We start from the raw sequence: 15069 nt of genomic DNA, 5'->3' as shown, positions 1-15069 counted from the left end.
AGTTCTTCCCCCTTACCCTACCGATATGATTTGCGGTTGATCCATGCGTGCTTCATCCACTTCGTGATTAAGGACTTCTGCAATATGCATAATCTTAATCTTTTTCCCATCACGATTGAATTTACCCCCGATATTCATCAGGCAACCCATATCCGCACTAATTAAAATTTCTGCGCCCGTATCAATCACATCGTTCATTTTTTCCGTCACCATTTGTTCAGAAATAGCTGGCATTTTCACTGAAAACGTTCCGCCAAATCCGCAACAATTTTCAAGATGTCCTAAAGGAATCATTTCTAATCCTTTCACATGATCCAACAAAACAAAGGGCGATTCTCGTTCATTTAAAATTCGCGTCATATGACAAGAACGATGATAAGTGGCTTTCCCATGTAACGTTGCGCCAACATCTTTGACCCCTAAGACACGATAAAGAAACTGACTAAACTCGTAAGTTCGCTCAGCTAAACGTTGTGCTTTTGGCCCATAAATAGGATCATCTGCTAAAAATTTGTGGTATTCTTTCATCATGCCGACACAAGACCCCGCAGGTCCCACCACATAATCGGCACCGTCAAAACTATCAATTTGATTCTTAAGCGTTGTCGTGCTCTCTGTCACATAGCCACTATTGTACGTTGGCTGACCACAACACGTTTGGCTTGTTGGTAAAACCGTTTCACAGCCATAACGTTCCAAAACCTCTACCATTGCTTGCCCTACATTTGGAAAAAGTAAATCCACCACGCATGTCGAAAATATACTCACTTTCACGCAAAATAACCTCCTCGTTTTCTACGAAAAGGCTCCATGAAATCAATCGGGCGGCTGTCATTAAAAGTCACTTGGCTGTCGTCTCTAACTACTTCACAGTGCCTTTTCAACAAATACGTTATTTGTAACAAAAATCGTTTTTTAAAATGATTCTTATACAATAATTATTTTACCAGTATCTGGTTTTAACAGCAAACGATTCCAGAAATTTTGTGCATTTTCACACAAAAAAGGAGGCTTTTTTATAAAAGTTTCTTTTAACTCCTTTGAAATTCGTTTTTTCTGAAGAAAAGAGTGACGAAATTTTGAAATTTTGGTAAACTAAGAAAAAACGAGAAATGAGGGCCATGCATGTTCATTTCATTTAACATGTTTATTCTATTAATTGTTGCAACGATCCTAATGATTTTTCTGATTATCTATTTGACAGTCACTGGAAATGATAAAAATAATAAAAAGAAACAAAAGAAAGAAACAAAAAGAACTACGCCAACTTTAAACAAAAAAACAACCGTTCCCCCTTCTCAGAAGCCAAATGTTGTGACTGATGTTGCAAAAAAGAGCGAGCCAGAAAAGCAAGCCGTACAACGAACACAGAAACCAACCACTAGAGAGGACGAGACTTCTCAATTTACACGAAGCCAACGTCATAAATGAAAATGGGACATAAGTCGAGATGACTTATGTCCCATTTTCTAATTCTTAAGATAATTAGCTGAACAAAAAATCCGCTAGTTGTTTCACTTTTTCTTTTAATTAATGATAGTTTATTCTTCTTTTCAGGTGTATACTAAATGATTGAAAAGAGACTTTTACTAATTAGGAAGAGGTGATTTTTTGTCTGCAAAGCGGTTTATTCAATTATTCATTTGTTATGCTATTTCAATGATTGTCGCAATACTTTTAACGGACTTATTTAATTTCTCGAGTCCTATAGCTTATTTAGTAGTGGCTAGTATCATCGGCTATGTAGTCATTACTGTTCCATTAACAATTATGACTCTATTAAAAAATAAAAATTAATAAAAAAATTGAGCGATTTTAATCACTTAAATTGCTCGATTTTTTTATTTTCATAATATTTTTCACTTATTTTTTCATTTTCATTGACAGAATAGTTGTAATTGTCAGAAAATTGTATATAATAAAGAAAGTTATTTTCATATTATTTTTTTCAATTAAAGGAGAATCCTATGAGTGAAACACAACAAACAACCTTAAAAAAACAATTAAGCTCGCGCCATATTACGATGTTAGCCTTAGGGGGAGCGATTGGCGCAGGTCTTTTTAAAGGAAGTGGCGAAGCAATTGGTATTGCTGGTCCTTCTGTTTTAATCGCCTTTCTAATTGGCGGTGCTGTTCTCTTCATCGTCATGAGTGGTTTAGGAAAACTTGTTTTAGATGGCGGAGACACACATCATGGTTTGTCTGGCTTAGTTCGACCATTTTTAGGTGCACATTCTGCTGATTTTATTGATTGGGTTTATTATTCCATGTGGACAATTAATATTATCGCAGAAGCGGTTGCCGCAGCTTCCTTTTTACAACTTTGGTTTCCTAATATTCCTGCTTGGTTTTTTGTTTTCATTTTAGCTATTTTAACGACGTTCATTAATCTTTACTCGGTTCGTTTATTTGCAGAAACAGAATATTGGTTGGCGTTTGCTAAAATTAGTGTCATCATTTTGTTAATTATTTTTGGTGTTTATCTAGTGGGACAGCAAATGCTAGGCAGTGGTGTCTTCCCTACTTTACAAAGCATCACCGATCATGGTGGCTTTGCCCCACATGGCATGAAAGGTATTGTTAATTCTTTATTAGTAGTTATTTATTCTTATGGCGGTTCAGAATTAATCGCGATTACTGTCAGTGAAGCAGATGATCCTAAAAAAGCCATTCCTAAAGCGATTCGTGGTGTGATGGGACGGATTATTTCCTTCTATATCATTCCATTATTCTTACTTTTGATTATTTTCCCTTGGAATACCTTAGCAGGCACAACGGTGAGTCCATTTGTTATGGTTTTTGAAAAAATGAATATTCCTTTTGCTGCTGACATCGTAAATTTTGTGATTATTTTAGCCTTGTTTTCTTCTATTAATTCTGGGGTATACGCCTCTTCTCGCCTTTTATATTTTCGCTTAAAAGATAAAAAAGGACCCATGAGTAAACTTGCGGTTTTAAACAAGCACCAAGTACCTCAACGTTCAGTTTTCTTCTGCGCCAGTGTTTTATATCTGGGCGTTATTCTTTCTTATTTTGTTGGCGATGAATTATTTGGTTACTTAGCCGGTTCTCTCTCTTACACTGTCTTGCTAATTTGGATTTTAATTAGCGCTGCGGCGTTTGTTCTTTCTTTAAAACGAGGGTCTCTCTTTGAAAAAAGTATTAATCTTCTTGCTTTAATCATTTTAGGCCTCATCTTTATTGGCATCTTATTTACAAATTCGTTAGGCGTTACTCTTTTAACAGGCCTATTGTACTTTGTTATTTTCTTTAGTTATCGTAAGAAAAATGATTCCTTTCTACTCTCTGATGAAAGCTAAATAGACCGAAAAAACGAACAGTTTTGTAAGATAACTGTTCGTTTTTTCGATGTTCAAAAGCCGTCTTCTTTTGCTATACTATTTTTGTAAATTGTTAGGAGGAGAAAAAATGAAAAAAATTGGCGCTATTTTATTGATTGGCGTATTGATTGTTGGTGGTTATATAAGCTATCGTTTTTATGCAGATACATATAAGGGTGAAAAAGCCTATGCACAAGTTCCTCTAGAAATTCCTGAAAGAAAACAAGCATTAAACAATCAAAAACAACCAGTCTCTGGTCTATATTCATTAAAATACGCATTAACTTTTGTTAAAAGTAATGGAAAAACGCAAGTCATGGATTACGAACGGACAGACAAAAATCCTCAACCTTTGGAACCAAATGCTTACATAGAAGCAACCATTAGTAAAAAAAGAATCATCCAATCTCCTGTCAAAATTGATAAAAAAGAGATTCCAGAAAAAGCTTTCGCACAATTAAATAACCGAAAAACAACCAGCGATAATTAGTCATCGCTGGTTGTTTTTTTACATGGAATAACAATTAATTCATAAATAATGGTACGCTGATTTTGCTTAATTTCATGAGAACCAAAAATTTCTTGTACGCGTTGTTCTAAAATTGGAACTGACCATTGTTCTTCAAAATAGCTGCGGAAAAAGTCTTTTGAAATAGCTTCTGATGCTTCAAAGAAAAATTTTTTTGTGAAAAAAGGTCGCTGTTCTTTTTTTAGAAATGCTTTGTATTGTGCCATCCAATTTAACTGCGGGTTGCTCTCTTGCTCAAAAGGAGAAAACAACGAATCTTGCTCTTCCACTAGCCGAAATATAAGACACCATTCCTCACTTAATTGGCACAATGCATTAACTTTTTCCGGCGTATCCAAAGCAGGGTTCATCGCTGAAAAAACGACTTGAAATTTTTTCCCAGTCTCAATCAGTCTTTCTTGGCTTTGGTGAAGAAAAACAACGTTGCTTTGTGCTTTTGCTTCCGCAATCTCCAACATTCTCTGAGAAATATCGGCTAGCGTATACTCCGTGACTTGCTCTTGAAAAAAAGGTAAGTATCGTCCTGTCCCACCTGCGATATCCAGAAATGTCTGACACGGAAAAAGACCTTCTTGGACCAAGAAATCACGTAATTCTCGAGCAATTGGAAATGGCGATTCTTGTTGAATTTCTTCATATTCTTCTGCAAATTCATCCCAAAATTCCGCCAATTCTTGCTCATTATTATTCATCAACAATTGCCCCTTTCTCTCAATTCTTATAAAAAGTGTAGCAAAAGAAGCGCCAAAGAGCTAACAAGTTCACTCATTTAAATCAATAATTTCATCCACAAATCGCAGGGTTTTAGGTCGATGAGTAACCAAAATAGTCAACTTATTGTGGGTAAATTTTTGTACTTCTTGTAACACTTTTTCTTCGGTCTTTTCGTCCAATGCGGAAGTCGCCTCATCTAAAATAAGGATCTCTGCTTGTGTAAATGCTAAGCGCGTGAAAGCAATCCGTTGTTTCTCGCCACCAGAAAAATTCATTCCTTTTTCACTCACAATAGTGTTTAAACCTTCCGGCAACCGTTCATAAAGTTCCCCCAACTGAAAACGATACATAGCTTCAATTACTTGTTCATCAGAAATTTCTTGATTCAATACAATATTTTCTTTTAACGTTCCTTGAAATATTGGCACATCTTGCGATAAATAAAAAACTTTTTCATAATAATCTTCCAAATTGAATTGTGTTAGAGGAAATTGATTCACATAAACTGTCCCCTCTGTCGGTTTCAATAATCCTAAAATCAATTTAATCAGGGTAGATTTGCCTGTCCCACTTTTTCCAATCAAGCCATAGGTTTTGTTCATTGAAAATTGTCGATTTTGTTGGGACATAATCGTTTGACTATCTACGCTAAAACACACATCTTTTAATGAAATTGTTTGAATTTCAGGTAACGCTTTGCCTGGAACCGCTAAATCAGGATCATCTTCTTTTTTATAAAAATCTTCCAAGCGCTGATAGGCTACTTTATCCAAATTATATTGAACAAATAAAACATTAAATATGGCTATCGGCGTATAAATTCGATCGATATACATCACTATCGCTACAAGTCCACCTAAACTTAGCGTCACGACGTTAGTAAAACTAAGTACGACAATACTTACTTTGATAAGTGCGACTAACAAGGCAAAAAAGCCAAAGAAAAATTCATGGATCATAGTCATTTTTGTTATATTTTGACTATTTTCCTCTGCCATTAACGCGTAATTTTCAATCTCTTTTTTATATTTTCGATTAATTCTAAAAGTTACTAGTTCTGTCATCCCTCGTATCAAAGTAGCATTCATTGCTTCTTCAGAAATAAGTGTTTTTTCTTTCATTTTTTGTAGCGTTTTCAAAAGTATTTTGGTTAAAATAAATACAATCACATAACCAATTAGAATTGCTGGCAGTAATTTTTTATCAATCAATGCTATGAAAAACAAATTAAATAACGTCTCTGGAATTAGCTCTCGAAATAAGCTCCCATAAAAATTCAAGTGGATATTTCTCCCAGCTGCTGCACCAACTTCTACTTTTTGTAGTAAAGCTCCCGCTCCCAGTTTTAGATATTCTTCATAGGAAATCTTGCTCATTTTTATTAAACTTAATTTCTTCAAATAGAAATAGATGCCATTAGTTAAGTAAGCTTTTGGTTTCTGTTCACAATAAGACAATAGCGGAATTAAAATAATTGTCGTTCCATACGCTACTAACAACCCTAGTTGGAAACTTTTTTGATAATGATCTAACAACTGTTGAAAAAAATAAATTGCTAAAGCACTACATAATGAAACAATCACGCCAATCAAAATGTACCAAGTGAAGCTTTTCCGAAAGTGCGACCATATTTTTTTAGTCATTTACTCCCTCCTTTTCGAGCATTATATACCTTACTGTAGCATAGTTTTTGATTGGCGCCTATCAACAATTTATCTCCAGATAATAGAAAAGCCCCCCAGCGAAAGCTGGATGGCTTTTCTATTGTTAATTCTTTCTGATTTGTAGATAACTTACACCTAAAACGGCAAATGTACTTGCCAGTATTCCTGCTATTAACATAAACGGTGTTTTTGTTGTGCCTGTTTTGGGAAGTTCTCGTTGCCCGTTTGCTTCATTTAATTTTTGAATTGGTTCACTAAGCAGTTGGGGAACCAATTGTGGGCTTCCTTCATTTTTCAATGTATTTAATGGAGCGTTTAGTATTTGTGGTTGATTTTTTGATGTAACATTTTTATTTTTCTCCACAGTTGTTTCTGTGGATGGCTGTTTTTTCTCAGTTGTAGTAATTTCTTTTGTTGGCGAGACATGAACTTCTGGTTGGCTGCTTTCTGCCGTTTCCGTTGTGCCATTCTCTTCAGTTGTCACACTTGGTTTTTCAGGTATGATTGGCTCAATCGTGCCTAGTGTTTCACTTTCATCTAGATTTTCTTCTTCTGTTGGTGAGACATGAACTTCTGGTTGGCTGCTTTCTGCGGTTTCTGTTGTGCCGTTCTCTTCAGTTGTCACACTTGGTTTTTCAGGTATGATTGGTGCAATTGTACCTAGTGTTTCACTTTCATCTGGATTTTCTTCTTCTGTTGGAGAGACATGAACTTCTGGTTGGCTGCTTTCTGCAGTTTCTGTTACGCCATTCTCTTCAGTTGTCACACTTGGTTTTTCAGGTAGGATCGGTTCAATTGTACCTAACGTTTCACTTTCATCTGGATTCTCTTCTTCTGTTGGAGAAACATGAACTTCTGGTTGGCTGCTTTCTGCAGTTTCTGTTGCCTGTTCCGAAGTAGGTGTCTTTGGTTCCCATTCATCTATTGTCTCTAAAGGAATGTCTAGACTTTCTTCTGTTGGCATTTCCACATTTTGATTGCCGCTTGCCTCGCCTTCTACAAAAACATTTTTAACCTGTGATGTATTTTTTTCATTCGTTGCGTCTTGATTGTTTAGTTGATAATTGATGTCATAACTATTTTCAAATGTTGCTTGATGTTGGCCTGCTTCTGTGATTGTCGAAGTGTAACGGACGATAAAGGAAGTAAAGCGTGCTTTATCCCGATAAAAACGTAAATTAAAGTCATTATCTGTCACGAAGTCAATTTTGCCATAACCTTGTTGCTCAAACTCGGCAAGTGAAATATATTTAGTTTCTTTGTCATTCACAATATCAAATGTAAAACTCTCTTTATTTAATTGTTGACCACTTCCTTGTCGATCCGCAATTGAAATATCTTCTGTGACATCGGATTTATTGAGGTTCACATTTAAAAACCAACGTACTTGATTTGACTCTCCAGCCAAATCGCCTACTTTATAAAAAAACGGATAGTCTCGCTCAATTTGGCCAGTCTCTGTGTTAGTCACTCCTTCAATCGTCAAACGTTGAGTCGCCGTTGCTGTTCCGAAATCCGTTTCTATCACATTCGGTTGCGAACTATTGGTGATAAGCGTTTTAATCCCGAAAGAAAAATGCCCATTCACATTATGTAAAGATTCAACTTTTTCATTAAATGTTGCTACAACATGATCTTTATAGATAAAAACTTCCCCTAAACCATTTAAATTGATTTTTCGTGGTGAGCCATCGTTCTCGGTCATTCCAACTAGTTCGTCTGGTAAAGTTAAAGTAATAGTATCTCCAGGTTTTATTTTCTGATTTTCTTTGTCACTAAAAGATACTTTAATGGAGGTCATCTCCCCTTGATATAAAGTAGTGTGATCTAATTCTACTTTGTCAACGATTGAACTTTTGCTCAATTCGGCGCCAAACGAAATTGGACCTATCAATAACGCCCCCGCAATTGGTAGAATCATTACCAACAGTAACACTAAAAATTTTACACTTTTTGTCATAAAAAATTATTCACCCTTCTTTTCTCTTATTTTTTCCACTTAGTGGTCTTTTTCAGAAGTTGACAATATCAAAAAGATATGTCTCGTACAATATTAATGCTCATTTAAGTAGCCTTTTTTTTAAATTTCTAATTCACTTCCTAAGGAAAACGTTTTATTATGGTAGTTACATTAGATAACATTTGTTACAAAATATCTAGTATTGCTAAGTTTGAGTTGCATAAATAACATATTTCGAATCAATAATGAATAAAAATACTTATTTCATCCTCATTTTGTTTCCCAGGCCATTTATTCTTGTTATAATAAAGTTTATGAGATAAGGAGGAAAAGAATGAAAAATTCATATTTTGACGGTGGTTTAGCCACGTATATCGGGACTTCAATTTTAGCAACCTTGATTACTGTCTTTACATTAGGCATTTGCGCACCTTGGGGAATTTGTATGATGTACAACTGGAAAATCAAGCATACCGTTATTGATGGTAAACGCCTTTATTTTGACGGTACAGCTATGCAATTATTCGGTCATTGGATTAAATGGCTTTTATTAACTATAATTACTTTAGGAATTTATGGTTTTTGGTTGAATATCCGTTTGCAACAATGGATTACAAAACATACCCACACACTTTCATAAAAAGAGGAAGGATGAACTGAGTTACGGTCCATCCTTCCTCTTTTTATGAATATCTAACAGAGTGTTATCCTACTCTTTGAAAAAACAAGGAATTTATGCTATACTTTGATAAGTATCAAGGGATACTTATGTTATTTCGGGGGCGTTACGGATTCGACAGGCATAGTTGAGCTTGAATTGCGTTTCGTAGGTTACGGCTACGTTAAAACGTTACAGTTAAATATAACTGCTAAAAACGAAAACAATTCTTTCGCTTTAGCTGCCTAAAAACCAGCTAGCGAAGATCCTCCCGGCATCGCCCATGTGCTCGGGTCAGGGTCCTAATCGAAGTGGGATACGCTAAATTTTTCCGTCTGTAAAATTTAGAGGAGCTTACCAGACTAGCAATACAGAATGCCTGTCACTCGGCACGCTGTAAAGCGAACCTTTAAATGAGTGTCTATGAACGTAGAGATTTAAGTGGCAATATGTTTGGACGCGGGTTCGACTCCCGCCGTCTCCATTAAAAAGGAACTTGCTAAACGTTGTTAAATCAACGATTTAGTAAGTTCCTTATTTTCTTGGGAGTTGGACTGAACTCGGACTTTTGAGAAAAATCATAAAGAAAATAGAAAAAGGTATCAACTAATAATCAAAATTTGGTGAATACTTTCAAGAAAACATTATTAAAAAGGTAATCTTTTACATAACGAACCAATTTTCTGCTGAATAATTTCAATTTATTTAAATTATACTTGATTCGATTAGCTTCACATGGATATCCACTTTTTCTAAAATGAATCTCCATTGTAATTATTTCATATTTATGAATAGATATTCTAATGGATAAACCTGTAGAAATTTCGATTTATATTACCTTATAGAATCTAGATAACAAATTTGTATAATAAAAATAGATTCAATATTTTTGTATTTTATGTGGTAAAATTAATTAAATAATGTCAAAGGAGATTCTCAAAATGGGTTACGTAAATTTCACTATAAAAAATTTAATTAAGAAAATAGATAACAATGAATATGTACTACCTGCGCTTCAAAGAGAATTTGTATGGAAACCAGAACAAATTGAAAGATTATTCGATTCCATTATGAAAGGATATCCCATCGGCTCGTTCTTATTTTGGAACGTCCAAAATGAAAATATAAATAAATATGAATTTTATAACATATTAAAAGAATACCATCAAAGAGATGCTAGACATAATACAAAAATCAATATTTCACATAAAGATAGTGTTACAGCAATACTAGATGGGCAACAAAGAATAACATCTATCTATATAGCTTTGAAAGGTACCTACAGCTACAAAATAAAAGGAGCATGGAAAAATAATGACAATGCTTATCCTTCGAGACAGCTTTATTTAAATATCGTTTCTCCAAATTTAGATACCAACAAAGATGTTCAATTTGATTTTAGATTTTTAACTAATGAGGAAGCAGAGGATTTTACCGAAGATACTCTTTGGTACCCTGTCTCCGATATTTTGCAATTTGAAGTAGGTGAAATGTTTACTGTGATTGCTAGATATCAAGAGCTTTATCGGAAAAATTTTCCTAATGAATCCGTTGAAAAAACAAGTTATATTATGAATTCTTTAGGAACTTTACATCAAATGATGGAAAAAGATATATTGGCATATTATGAAGAAAATTCACAAGAAATTGATAAGGTTTTAGATATCTTTATCAGAATGAATAGCGGTGGTACTACGCTAACTTATTCTGACCTTTTGCTTTCTTTAGCAACTGCTAAATGGCAAAATCTGAATGCTCGAGAAGAAATTTATTCATTAGTTGATGAACTAAATATGATAGGAAACGGTTTCAATTTTAACAAAGATAATATTTTAAAGGCTGCTTTAGTGTTAACTGATAAAAAGAATATTAAATTTAGAGCTTCCAATTTTGACAAACAAACCACAAACCTAATCGAAACTAACTGGGAAAAGACAAAAAAAGCAATATCTTTAGCAGTGAATTTACTTTCAAATTTTGGGTTTAATGGAGATACTTTAATTGCTAATAGTGTAATCATCCCTGTTGTTTATTACCTATACAAAATTGATTGCCCAAATAACTATTTAGAAGCTGATAGATACTTAAATGATAGGAATAAAATAAAATATTTTGTTCAGATTTCTTTGTTAAAAAGAATCTTTGGAGGAACTCCAGACTCAATATTACTTAAAATGAGAGAAAATATGCAGGATTTATCCGAAGGGTTCCCATTGTCAAAACTTCTTAAAGTTAGAGATACAAACAAATCTTTAATCATAACGGATGAAGACATTGATTATTTACTAGATACAAAAATTGGAAAGTACTCTTTCACACTTTTATCGGTAATTTTTCCAGCCATAGATTTAAAAAATAAGTTTCACCAAGATCATATATTCCCTTCAAGCAAATATAAAAATAAAAAGAATTTAAGAGAAATAGGTTATTCAGAAGAAGAAATAACATTTATTGTTGAACACATCGATACAATTGTAAATTTACAACTACTAGAAGGCATTCCTAATACAGAAAAAAATAATAAGTATTTCGATGATTGGATATTAAAAAGATATAATTCTAACGAGGAACTGGATTATTATCTAAATAGGAATTTACTAAATAAAGTTTATAAAAAGAATGAATTCATCCAAATGTATACAGATAGGAAGGAAGAATTAAGAAAAAGACTGCTACAAAACTTATCTTTTTAGCCATCTTTTCAATTACTAATAACTATGTTTTATATCAAAGCTAGATAGTATAGAAATAAACTAACCCTATTATTCTTGCTAGTATTCCCTTCTCTATAGAATAATTCTAGCAAGAATAACATGAATAATAAAAATTATGTATTACTATTATTAACTATCGTGTTAGTCGGTTTAGTACTGACACTTTTTACTGTAATTAATTGGATTACTTACTCAGTGATCTTGTTAATTGTAGGCATATTAAGCAAAAGAAAGTAGTTGATTAAATGACTTACACTGAAAAAATCGAAAAATTAATAGACCTAGATTTAACGAGCTATCGTATTGCAAAAGAAACTGGAATCAGCACGCAATACATTGACAAAATCAGAAGTGGAAAAACAGCTATTGAAAATATTGGACTTGGAAAAGCGGAAATATTAGTAAAGTATTTTGATGATTTAGAAAAAAACATATCTTGATATGATGTAGTTTTTAGCTTATATATTTCTAATATCAATATTTTTTCCAACATCTTTTTTGATTCACAAAAAAGACCCCAAAAAATTCTGTAGAATTAAAGTTACTGAACCCATTCTAAGTAGGAATCAAGTTATGCTAAGCTTATCAAAGAAACATTGAATAGTTTAAACCTGAATGTTATATAGGATACTTATATTTCTACCTTAAGTGTAATGAAATTTCTATGGCTTTTTTATAAGTATTACCTCTTAAACTGTTAATGTGGTTGTCGTGAACCATCTACATAACAGGTCAATAAAAAAATAAAGAGAAGGCTCGTTACCTCCCCTTACACTTCCTATCACATTATCTTTCTAAAACCACTTCATTTTCTTTTTCTATTGGTGATTTTGGGTATTGCATAGAACATGGCTAAAAATATTATTGTTATCAAAAGAGTCTTTAAGATTTCAATTTCTCCTGAATCTATCCAAGTATATACAAAAGCGATGATAAAAGTAATTACTATTTCCGTAACATGATCTTTTAAATTCATTAGCTTAACCCACATTGAACTGCCCATAAAGCTAGTTGTCCAGCTACAATAATAGCATTCGTCTTTAACCCATTGGCTTTAGCGAAGCGTAATACAGTCACTGCTAATTCTTTCCAGGCTTTCTTTTGTGCAGCTTTTACAATTGTGCTGATACTAATCATTGCAAAAAACTCATCTTTGATTTTGTTAGCAACGCAACTTCCTAATGCATTCCAATTAAAACGTGCTTGAACTACTGTTGAAGCATCAGAAATATTTACATTTAACTCTTCCTCAACTGAAGAAATCTCTTGCTGAGCAAAATTATTTTTGACATAGTTTTTAAAGTTATCTTCCGTCACCCCATTCGCATACATTTCTTCCAGTCCTTTTGCTACAGCCTCAACTTCTGAATCCTCTAGTTGGTCAGATGCATAAACACTTGTACCAGCGCTGATAAAAATACCTAATGTCATTAGTAATGCCATCGCCAAACAAAAAAATTTAGCCTTTTTTGTTACCTGTAATTCCATCTATAAATCCCTACTTTCTTTTTCCTTGTTATAATCATAACAAGGAAAAAGATAATTTATCATCAAAATCCCTATTTGATGCTTATATTTTCCTATATATCCTAGAGCTGATTTTTCTCACTAGTGATCACATCAATTTGAACTAATGATTCAAAAAAAGACACAGGTTAGATGTAATGCTAGGTTCTATTTTGAAAACAACGCTGCTCTCTTGAAATATTTTTTGAGCTTGCCTAAACCTTCTGAAACGAATATAGAAAATAAAAAAAGAGTCCCCTTTCTCAAGGAAACTCTCAATTACTAAGTCAAAATAACTTCACGTTATCTAAATCTTTTAAATCAATCCTATGGTTCGCGGAACAAAGGAGCTAAAAACTTAATAGAATAAATCGCACAAATTCCGACAATAATATAGATAATTTTTGCTAATGGTGTGGTTGCACCGCCACTAATTGTTGCAACTAAATCAAAATTAAATGCACCAACTAATAACCAGTTTAAACCTCCGACAATCAATAAAATTAAAGCAATAATATCCAGATATTTCATTTTTAACACTCCTTCCAAATTTGATAAGCCAAGAGTAACACGTTTATTCTTTATTTACGAAAATAATGATTCAGGAAAAAAACTTTTTTTCAATTATTTTCTCGAATCATTTTTTCATTATTAAGAATTTTATGATATAACTAAAGAGTAGACAAAAACAGATTCATTATCTCTGATAAGAAATGGTGGTTTATTATGCGTGCTAAGTTATTTTTAATTTTGCGGAATCGAGTGTTATCCCGTGTTGTCTTTGTCATTCTATTTTTACATGTGCTTTTTACCACAAATGATTTCACGGTGTTGCTGCTCCTCTTACTATTGAATTATTTACTCACGCTTGAGGATAGCGCGAAAAAAAACAGAAAAATCCAAACTTGGCAGGAATTTAAACAGTCGATTGATTGGCCCTTTGTCGCTTTTTATTCAGGGCTTGCTCTTTTAGTTATTTCGTTAATACTTCTGTTTCTCTGGTTCAATTATGCACGATAAGGAGGATTAAAAATTAAAAAGCTATTTTTTTACTCTTTTTTTTTAGTATGTTTAGCCTTTTCGTCATACTACTTTGGTTTTCTGGTCGTCTTTTTCCGTCGCTTGTACCAGATAATGAAGCCGCTAATAATTAACGCACAGGCAATTAAAAGTAATGTCCATAATAGTAAATTTTGTTGTTGTGTCACTTTTTTCATCCCCGCTGCTGCTTTTTCTGGTTGATATGGGATACGATGTCCTCGAACTAATAACCGATGACTGTTTATCATATACGGTGTGCAAGTTAATAAAGTGACGAGATCTTGGCCAGACTCAATGTGTAAATCTTTTGTATCAGTTGGTTCAACGGTTTTTATTTGATCCACTTGATAAGCGAGCGTTTTCCCATTGACTTCGATATAAAATTCATCGCCTTTTTTTAATTCTGGCAAATCTGTAAATAATTTGGCTTGAGGGAGACCACGATGGCCTGAAATGACCGCATGTGTATTCGCACCACCTGTAGGATAGGAGGTTCCTTCTAACAAGGAGCTTCCTTTTTCCAATAGCAATGCATTCGTTTTATCAAAAATTGGTAAACGGACATTTATTTTTGGAATGGTTAAAACACCAATCGTATGACTTTCAAAATAGGATTTGTCTGGTTTTTTCGTTGTTTTTTGCGTTTCAGAAAAAGGATCTAATCCAGGATTGCTGCCTTTTTTCGCTAATTCTTGGTTTTTCTTTTCCATTTTTTCTTGAAGTTCAGCCATTTCTTTGGTGTTTTCTTGGCTTGCTTTTGCTTGATAATGAGCGATAATTTGTTGATCCAGATAGTTATTTAATGCATCGCTAACAAAAGGATACGCAAATGCACCTATTCCAATAATCAGTAAAAGAATCATAAAACCATCAATGATACGACGTTTCTTTTTTGACTTCATTGCTTCCTCCTTAAAAATAAAGCATGAGAGCCTGGGACAG

General features: G+C 33.5%; 16 protein-coding genes and 1 other RNA gene. 9 read left to right on the top strand and 8 right to left on the bottom strand.

Translation table 11 applies throughout. The features are described 5' to 3' along the window. Window positions 1–12: 12 nt before the first annotated feature. Window positions 13–774 (bottom strand): (Fe-S)-binding protein, encoded by a 762-nt coding sequence (locus IGL86_RS04310; protein ID WP_002365495.1) that lies wholly within the window; start codon window positions 772–774, stop codon window positions 13–15. 369 nt (window positions 775–1143) lie between these two features. Here IGL86_RS04310 and IGL86_RS04305 point away from each other — a divergent pair, with 369 nt between their 5' ends. The 4 genes from IGL86_RS04305 to IGL86_RS04290 all read left to right on the top strand — a co-directional run bounded on the left by IGL86_RS04305 (window position 1144) and on the right by IGL86_RS04290 (window position 3831). After that, window positions 1144–1431 (top strand): hypothetical protein, encoded by a 288-nt coding sequence (locus tag IGL86_RS04305; RefSeq protein ID WP_002390077.1) that lies wholly within the window; start codon window positions 1144–1146, stop codon window positions 1429–1431. A 180-nt stretch (window positions 1432–1611) separates the two neighbouring features. Then, window positions 1612–1797, top strand: coding sequence for a hypothetical protein (locus IGL86_RS04300; protein ID WP_002358046.1), 186 nt, complete (start codon window positions 1612–1614; stop codon window positions 1795–1797). Between the two features lie 170 nt (window positions 1798–1967). Further along, entirely contained in the window at window positions 1968–3320 is a 1353-nt protein-coding gene (locus IGL86_RS04295; protein WP_010828709.1) for an amino acid permease, read from the top strand. A 109-nt stretch (window positions 3321–3429) separates the two neighbouring features. Next, the gene (locus IGL86_RS04290) at window positions 3430–3831 is read left to right on the top strand and encodes a YxeA family protein (RefSeq protein ID WP_002388016.1); all 402 of its coding nucleotides are present in this window, start codon (window positions 3430–3432) and stop codon (window positions 3829–3831) included. Here IGL86_RS04290 and IGL86_RS04285 read toward each other — a convergent pair. The 3 genes from IGL86_RS04285 to IGL86_RS04275 all read right to left on the bottom strand — a co-directional run bounded on the left by IGL86_RS04285 (window position 3828) and on the right by IGL86_RS04275 (window position 8208). Beyond that, a complete protein-coding gene (locus IGL86_RS04285) occupies window positions 3828–4562 on the bottom strand; it encodes a class I SAM-dependent methyltransferase (RefSeq protein WP_002391601.1) in 735 nt (244 codons plus the stop codon). The genes IGL86_RS04290 and IGL86_RS04285 overlap by 4 nt on opposite strands. Window positions 4563–4631: 69 nt before the next feature. After that, a complete protein-coding gene (locus tag IGL86_RS04280; RefSeq protein ID WP_033625703.1) occupies window positions 4632–6227 on the bottom strand; it encodes an ATP-binding cassette domain-containing protein in 1596 nt (531 codons plus the stop codon). Window positions 6228–6351: 124 nt separating this feature from the next. Continuing rightward, the gene (locus IGL86_RS04275) at window positions 6352–8208 is read right to left on the bottom strand and encodes a collagen binding domain-containing protein (protein ID WP_033625702.1); all 1857 of its coding nucleotides are present in this window, start codon (window positions 8206–8208) and stop codon (window positions 6352–6354) included. Window positions 8209–8542: 334 nt separating this feature from the next. On the opposite strand from IGL86_RS04275, the gene IGL86_RS04270 reads away from it, so the two are divergent. The 4 genes from IGL86_RS04270 (at window position 8543) to IGL86_RS04255 (ending at window position 12020) form a co-directional block, all read left to right on the top strand. After that, window positions 8543–8848, top strand: coding sequence for a DUF898 family protein (locus tag IGL86_RS04270; RefSeq protein WP_002360604.1), 306 nt, complete (start codon window positions 8543–8545; stop codon window positions 8846–8848). A 138-nt stretch (window positions 8849–8986) separates the two neighbouring features. Next, window positions 8987–9353: a transfer-messenger RNA gene (ssrA, locus tag IGL86_RS04265) on the top strand. A 454-nt stretch (window positions 9354–9807) separates the two neighbouring features. Continuing rightward, the gene (locus IGL86_RS04260; protein WP_002377851.1) at window positions 9808–11559 is read left to right on the top strand and encodes a DUF262 domain-containing protein; all 1752 of its coding nucleotides are present in this window, start codon (window positions 9808–9810) and stop codon (window positions 11557–11559) included. Between the two features lie 266 nt (window positions 11560–11825). Beyond that, window positions 11826–12020 carry a hypothetical protein gene (locus IGL86_RS04255; protein ID WP_002360606.1) on the top strand — a complete coding sequence of 65 codons (195 nt, stop codon included), beginning with the start codon at window positions 11826–11828 and terminating at the stop codon, window positions 12018–12020. A gap of 365 nt (window positions 12021–12385) precedes the next feature. Here IGL86_RS04255 and IGL86_RS04250 read toward each other — a convergent pair whose 3' ends face one another. The 3 genes from IGL86_RS04250 to IGL86_RS04240 form a co-directional block, all read right to left on the bottom strand. Next, window positions 12386–12571 carry a hypothetical protein gene (locus IGL86_RS04250; RefSeq protein ID WP_033625701.1) on the bottom strand — a complete coding sequence of 62 codons (186 nt, stop codon included), beginning with the start codon at window positions 12569–12571 and terminating at the stop codon, window positions 12386–12388. Beyond that, window positions 12556–13068 (bottom strand): enterococcin EntV, encoded by a 513-nt coding sequence (gene entV / locus IGL86_RS04245; RefSeq protein ID WP_033625700.1) that lies wholly within the window; start codon window positions 13066–13068, stop codon window positions 12556–12558. The genes IGL86_RS04250 and entV overlap by 16 nt, the downstream gene beginning before the upstream one ends. A gap of 345 nt (window positions 13069–13413) precedes the next feature. After that, entirely contained in the window at window positions 13414–13617 is a 204-nt protein-coding gene (locus IGL86_RS04240) for a DUF378 domain-containing protein (protein ID WP_002381996.1), read from the bottom strand. A 195-nt stretch (window positions 13618–13812) separates the two neighbouring features. On the opposite strand from IGL86_RS04240, the gene IGL86_RS04235 reads away from it, so the two are divergent. Then, entirely contained in the window at window positions 13813–14106 is a 294-nt protein-coding gene (locus IGL86_RS04235) for a hypothetical protein (protein ID WP_002358125.1), read from the top strand. A 68-nt stretch (window positions 14107–14174) separates the two neighbouring features. Here the strand turns inward: IGL86_RS04235 and srtC are convergent, their stop codons facing one another. After that, a complete protein-coding gene (gene srtC, locus IGL86_RS04230; RefSeq protein ID WP_033625699.1) occupies window positions 14175–15029 on the bottom strand; it encodes an Ebp pilus assembly class C sortase in 855 nt (284 codons plus the stop codon). Between the last annotated feature and the right edge of the window lie 40 nt (window positions 15030–15069).

Source organism: Enterococcus sp. DIV0774 (assembly GCF_050539095.1).
Classification (GTDB): Bacteria; Bacillota; Bacilli; order Lactobacillales; family Enterococcaceae; genus Enterococcus; species Enterococcus faecalis.
Note: the sequence above shows the minus strand (reverse complement) of the source record. Positions and strands in the feature narration are given on the sequence as shown.

What these genes read in the sequence shown, in the direction of transcription:
- IGL86_RS04305 (WP_002390077.1), top strand. Translation starts at nt 1,144, where the DNA reads ATGTTTATTCTATTAATTGTTGCAACGATCCTAATGATTTTTCTGATT.
- IGL86_RS04295 (WP_010828709.1), top strand. Translation starts at nt 1,968, where the DNA reads ATGAGTGAAACACAACAAACAACCTTAAAAAAACAATTAAGCTCGCGC.
- IGL86_RS04290 (WP_002388016.1), top strand. Translation starts at nt 3,430, where the DNA reads ATGAAAAAAATTGGCGCTATTTTATTGATTGGCGTATTGATTGTTGGT.
- IGL86_RS04285 (WP_002391601.1), bottom strand. Translation starts at nt 4,562, where the DNA reads ATGAATAATAATGAGCAAGAATTGGCGGAATTTTGGGATGAATTTGCA.
- IGL86_RS04280 (WP_033625703.1), bottom strand. Translation starts at nt 6,227, where the DNA reads ATGACTAAAAAAATATGGTCGCACTTTCGGAAAAGCTTCACTTGGTAC.
- IGL86_RS04275 (WP_033625702.1), bottom strand. Translation starts at nt 8,208, where the DNA reads ATGACAAAAAGTGTAAAATTTTTAGTGTTACTGTTGGTAATGATTCTA.
- IGL86_RS04270 (WP_002360604.1), top strand. Translation starts at nt 8,543, where the DNA reads ATGAAAAATTCATATTTTGACGGTGGTTTAGCCACGTATATCGGGACT.
- IGL86_RS04260 (WP_002377851.1), top strand. Translation starts at nt 9,808, where the DNA reads ATGGGTTACGTAAATTTCACTATAAAAAATTTAATTAAGAAAATAGAT.
- IGL86_RS04255 (WP_002360606.1), top strand. Translation starts at nt 11,826, where the DNA reads ATGACTTACACTGAAAAAATCGAAAAATTAATAGACCTAGATTTAACG.
- IGL86_RS04250 (WP_033625701.1), bottom strand. Translation starts at nt 12,571, where the DNA reads ATGTGGGTTAAGCTAATGAATTTAAAAGATCATGTTACGGAAATAGTA.
- entV (WP_033625700.1), bottom strand. Translation starts at nt 13,068, where the DNA reads ATGGAATTACAGGTAACAAAAAAGGCTAAATTTTTTTGTTTGGCGATG.
- IGL86_RS04240 (WP_002381996.1), bottom strand. Translation starts at nt 13,617, where the DNA reads ATGAAATATCTGGATATTATTGCTTTAATTTTATTGATTGTCGGAGGT.
- IGL86_RS04235 (WP_002358125.1), top strand. Translation starts at nt 13,813, where the DNA reads ATGCGTGCTAAGTTATTTTTAATTTTGCGGAATCGAGTGTTATCCCGT.
- srtC (WP_033625699.1), bottom strand. Translation starts at nt 15,029, where the DNA reads ATGAAGTCAAAAAAGAAACGTCGTATCATTGATGGTTTTATGATTCTT.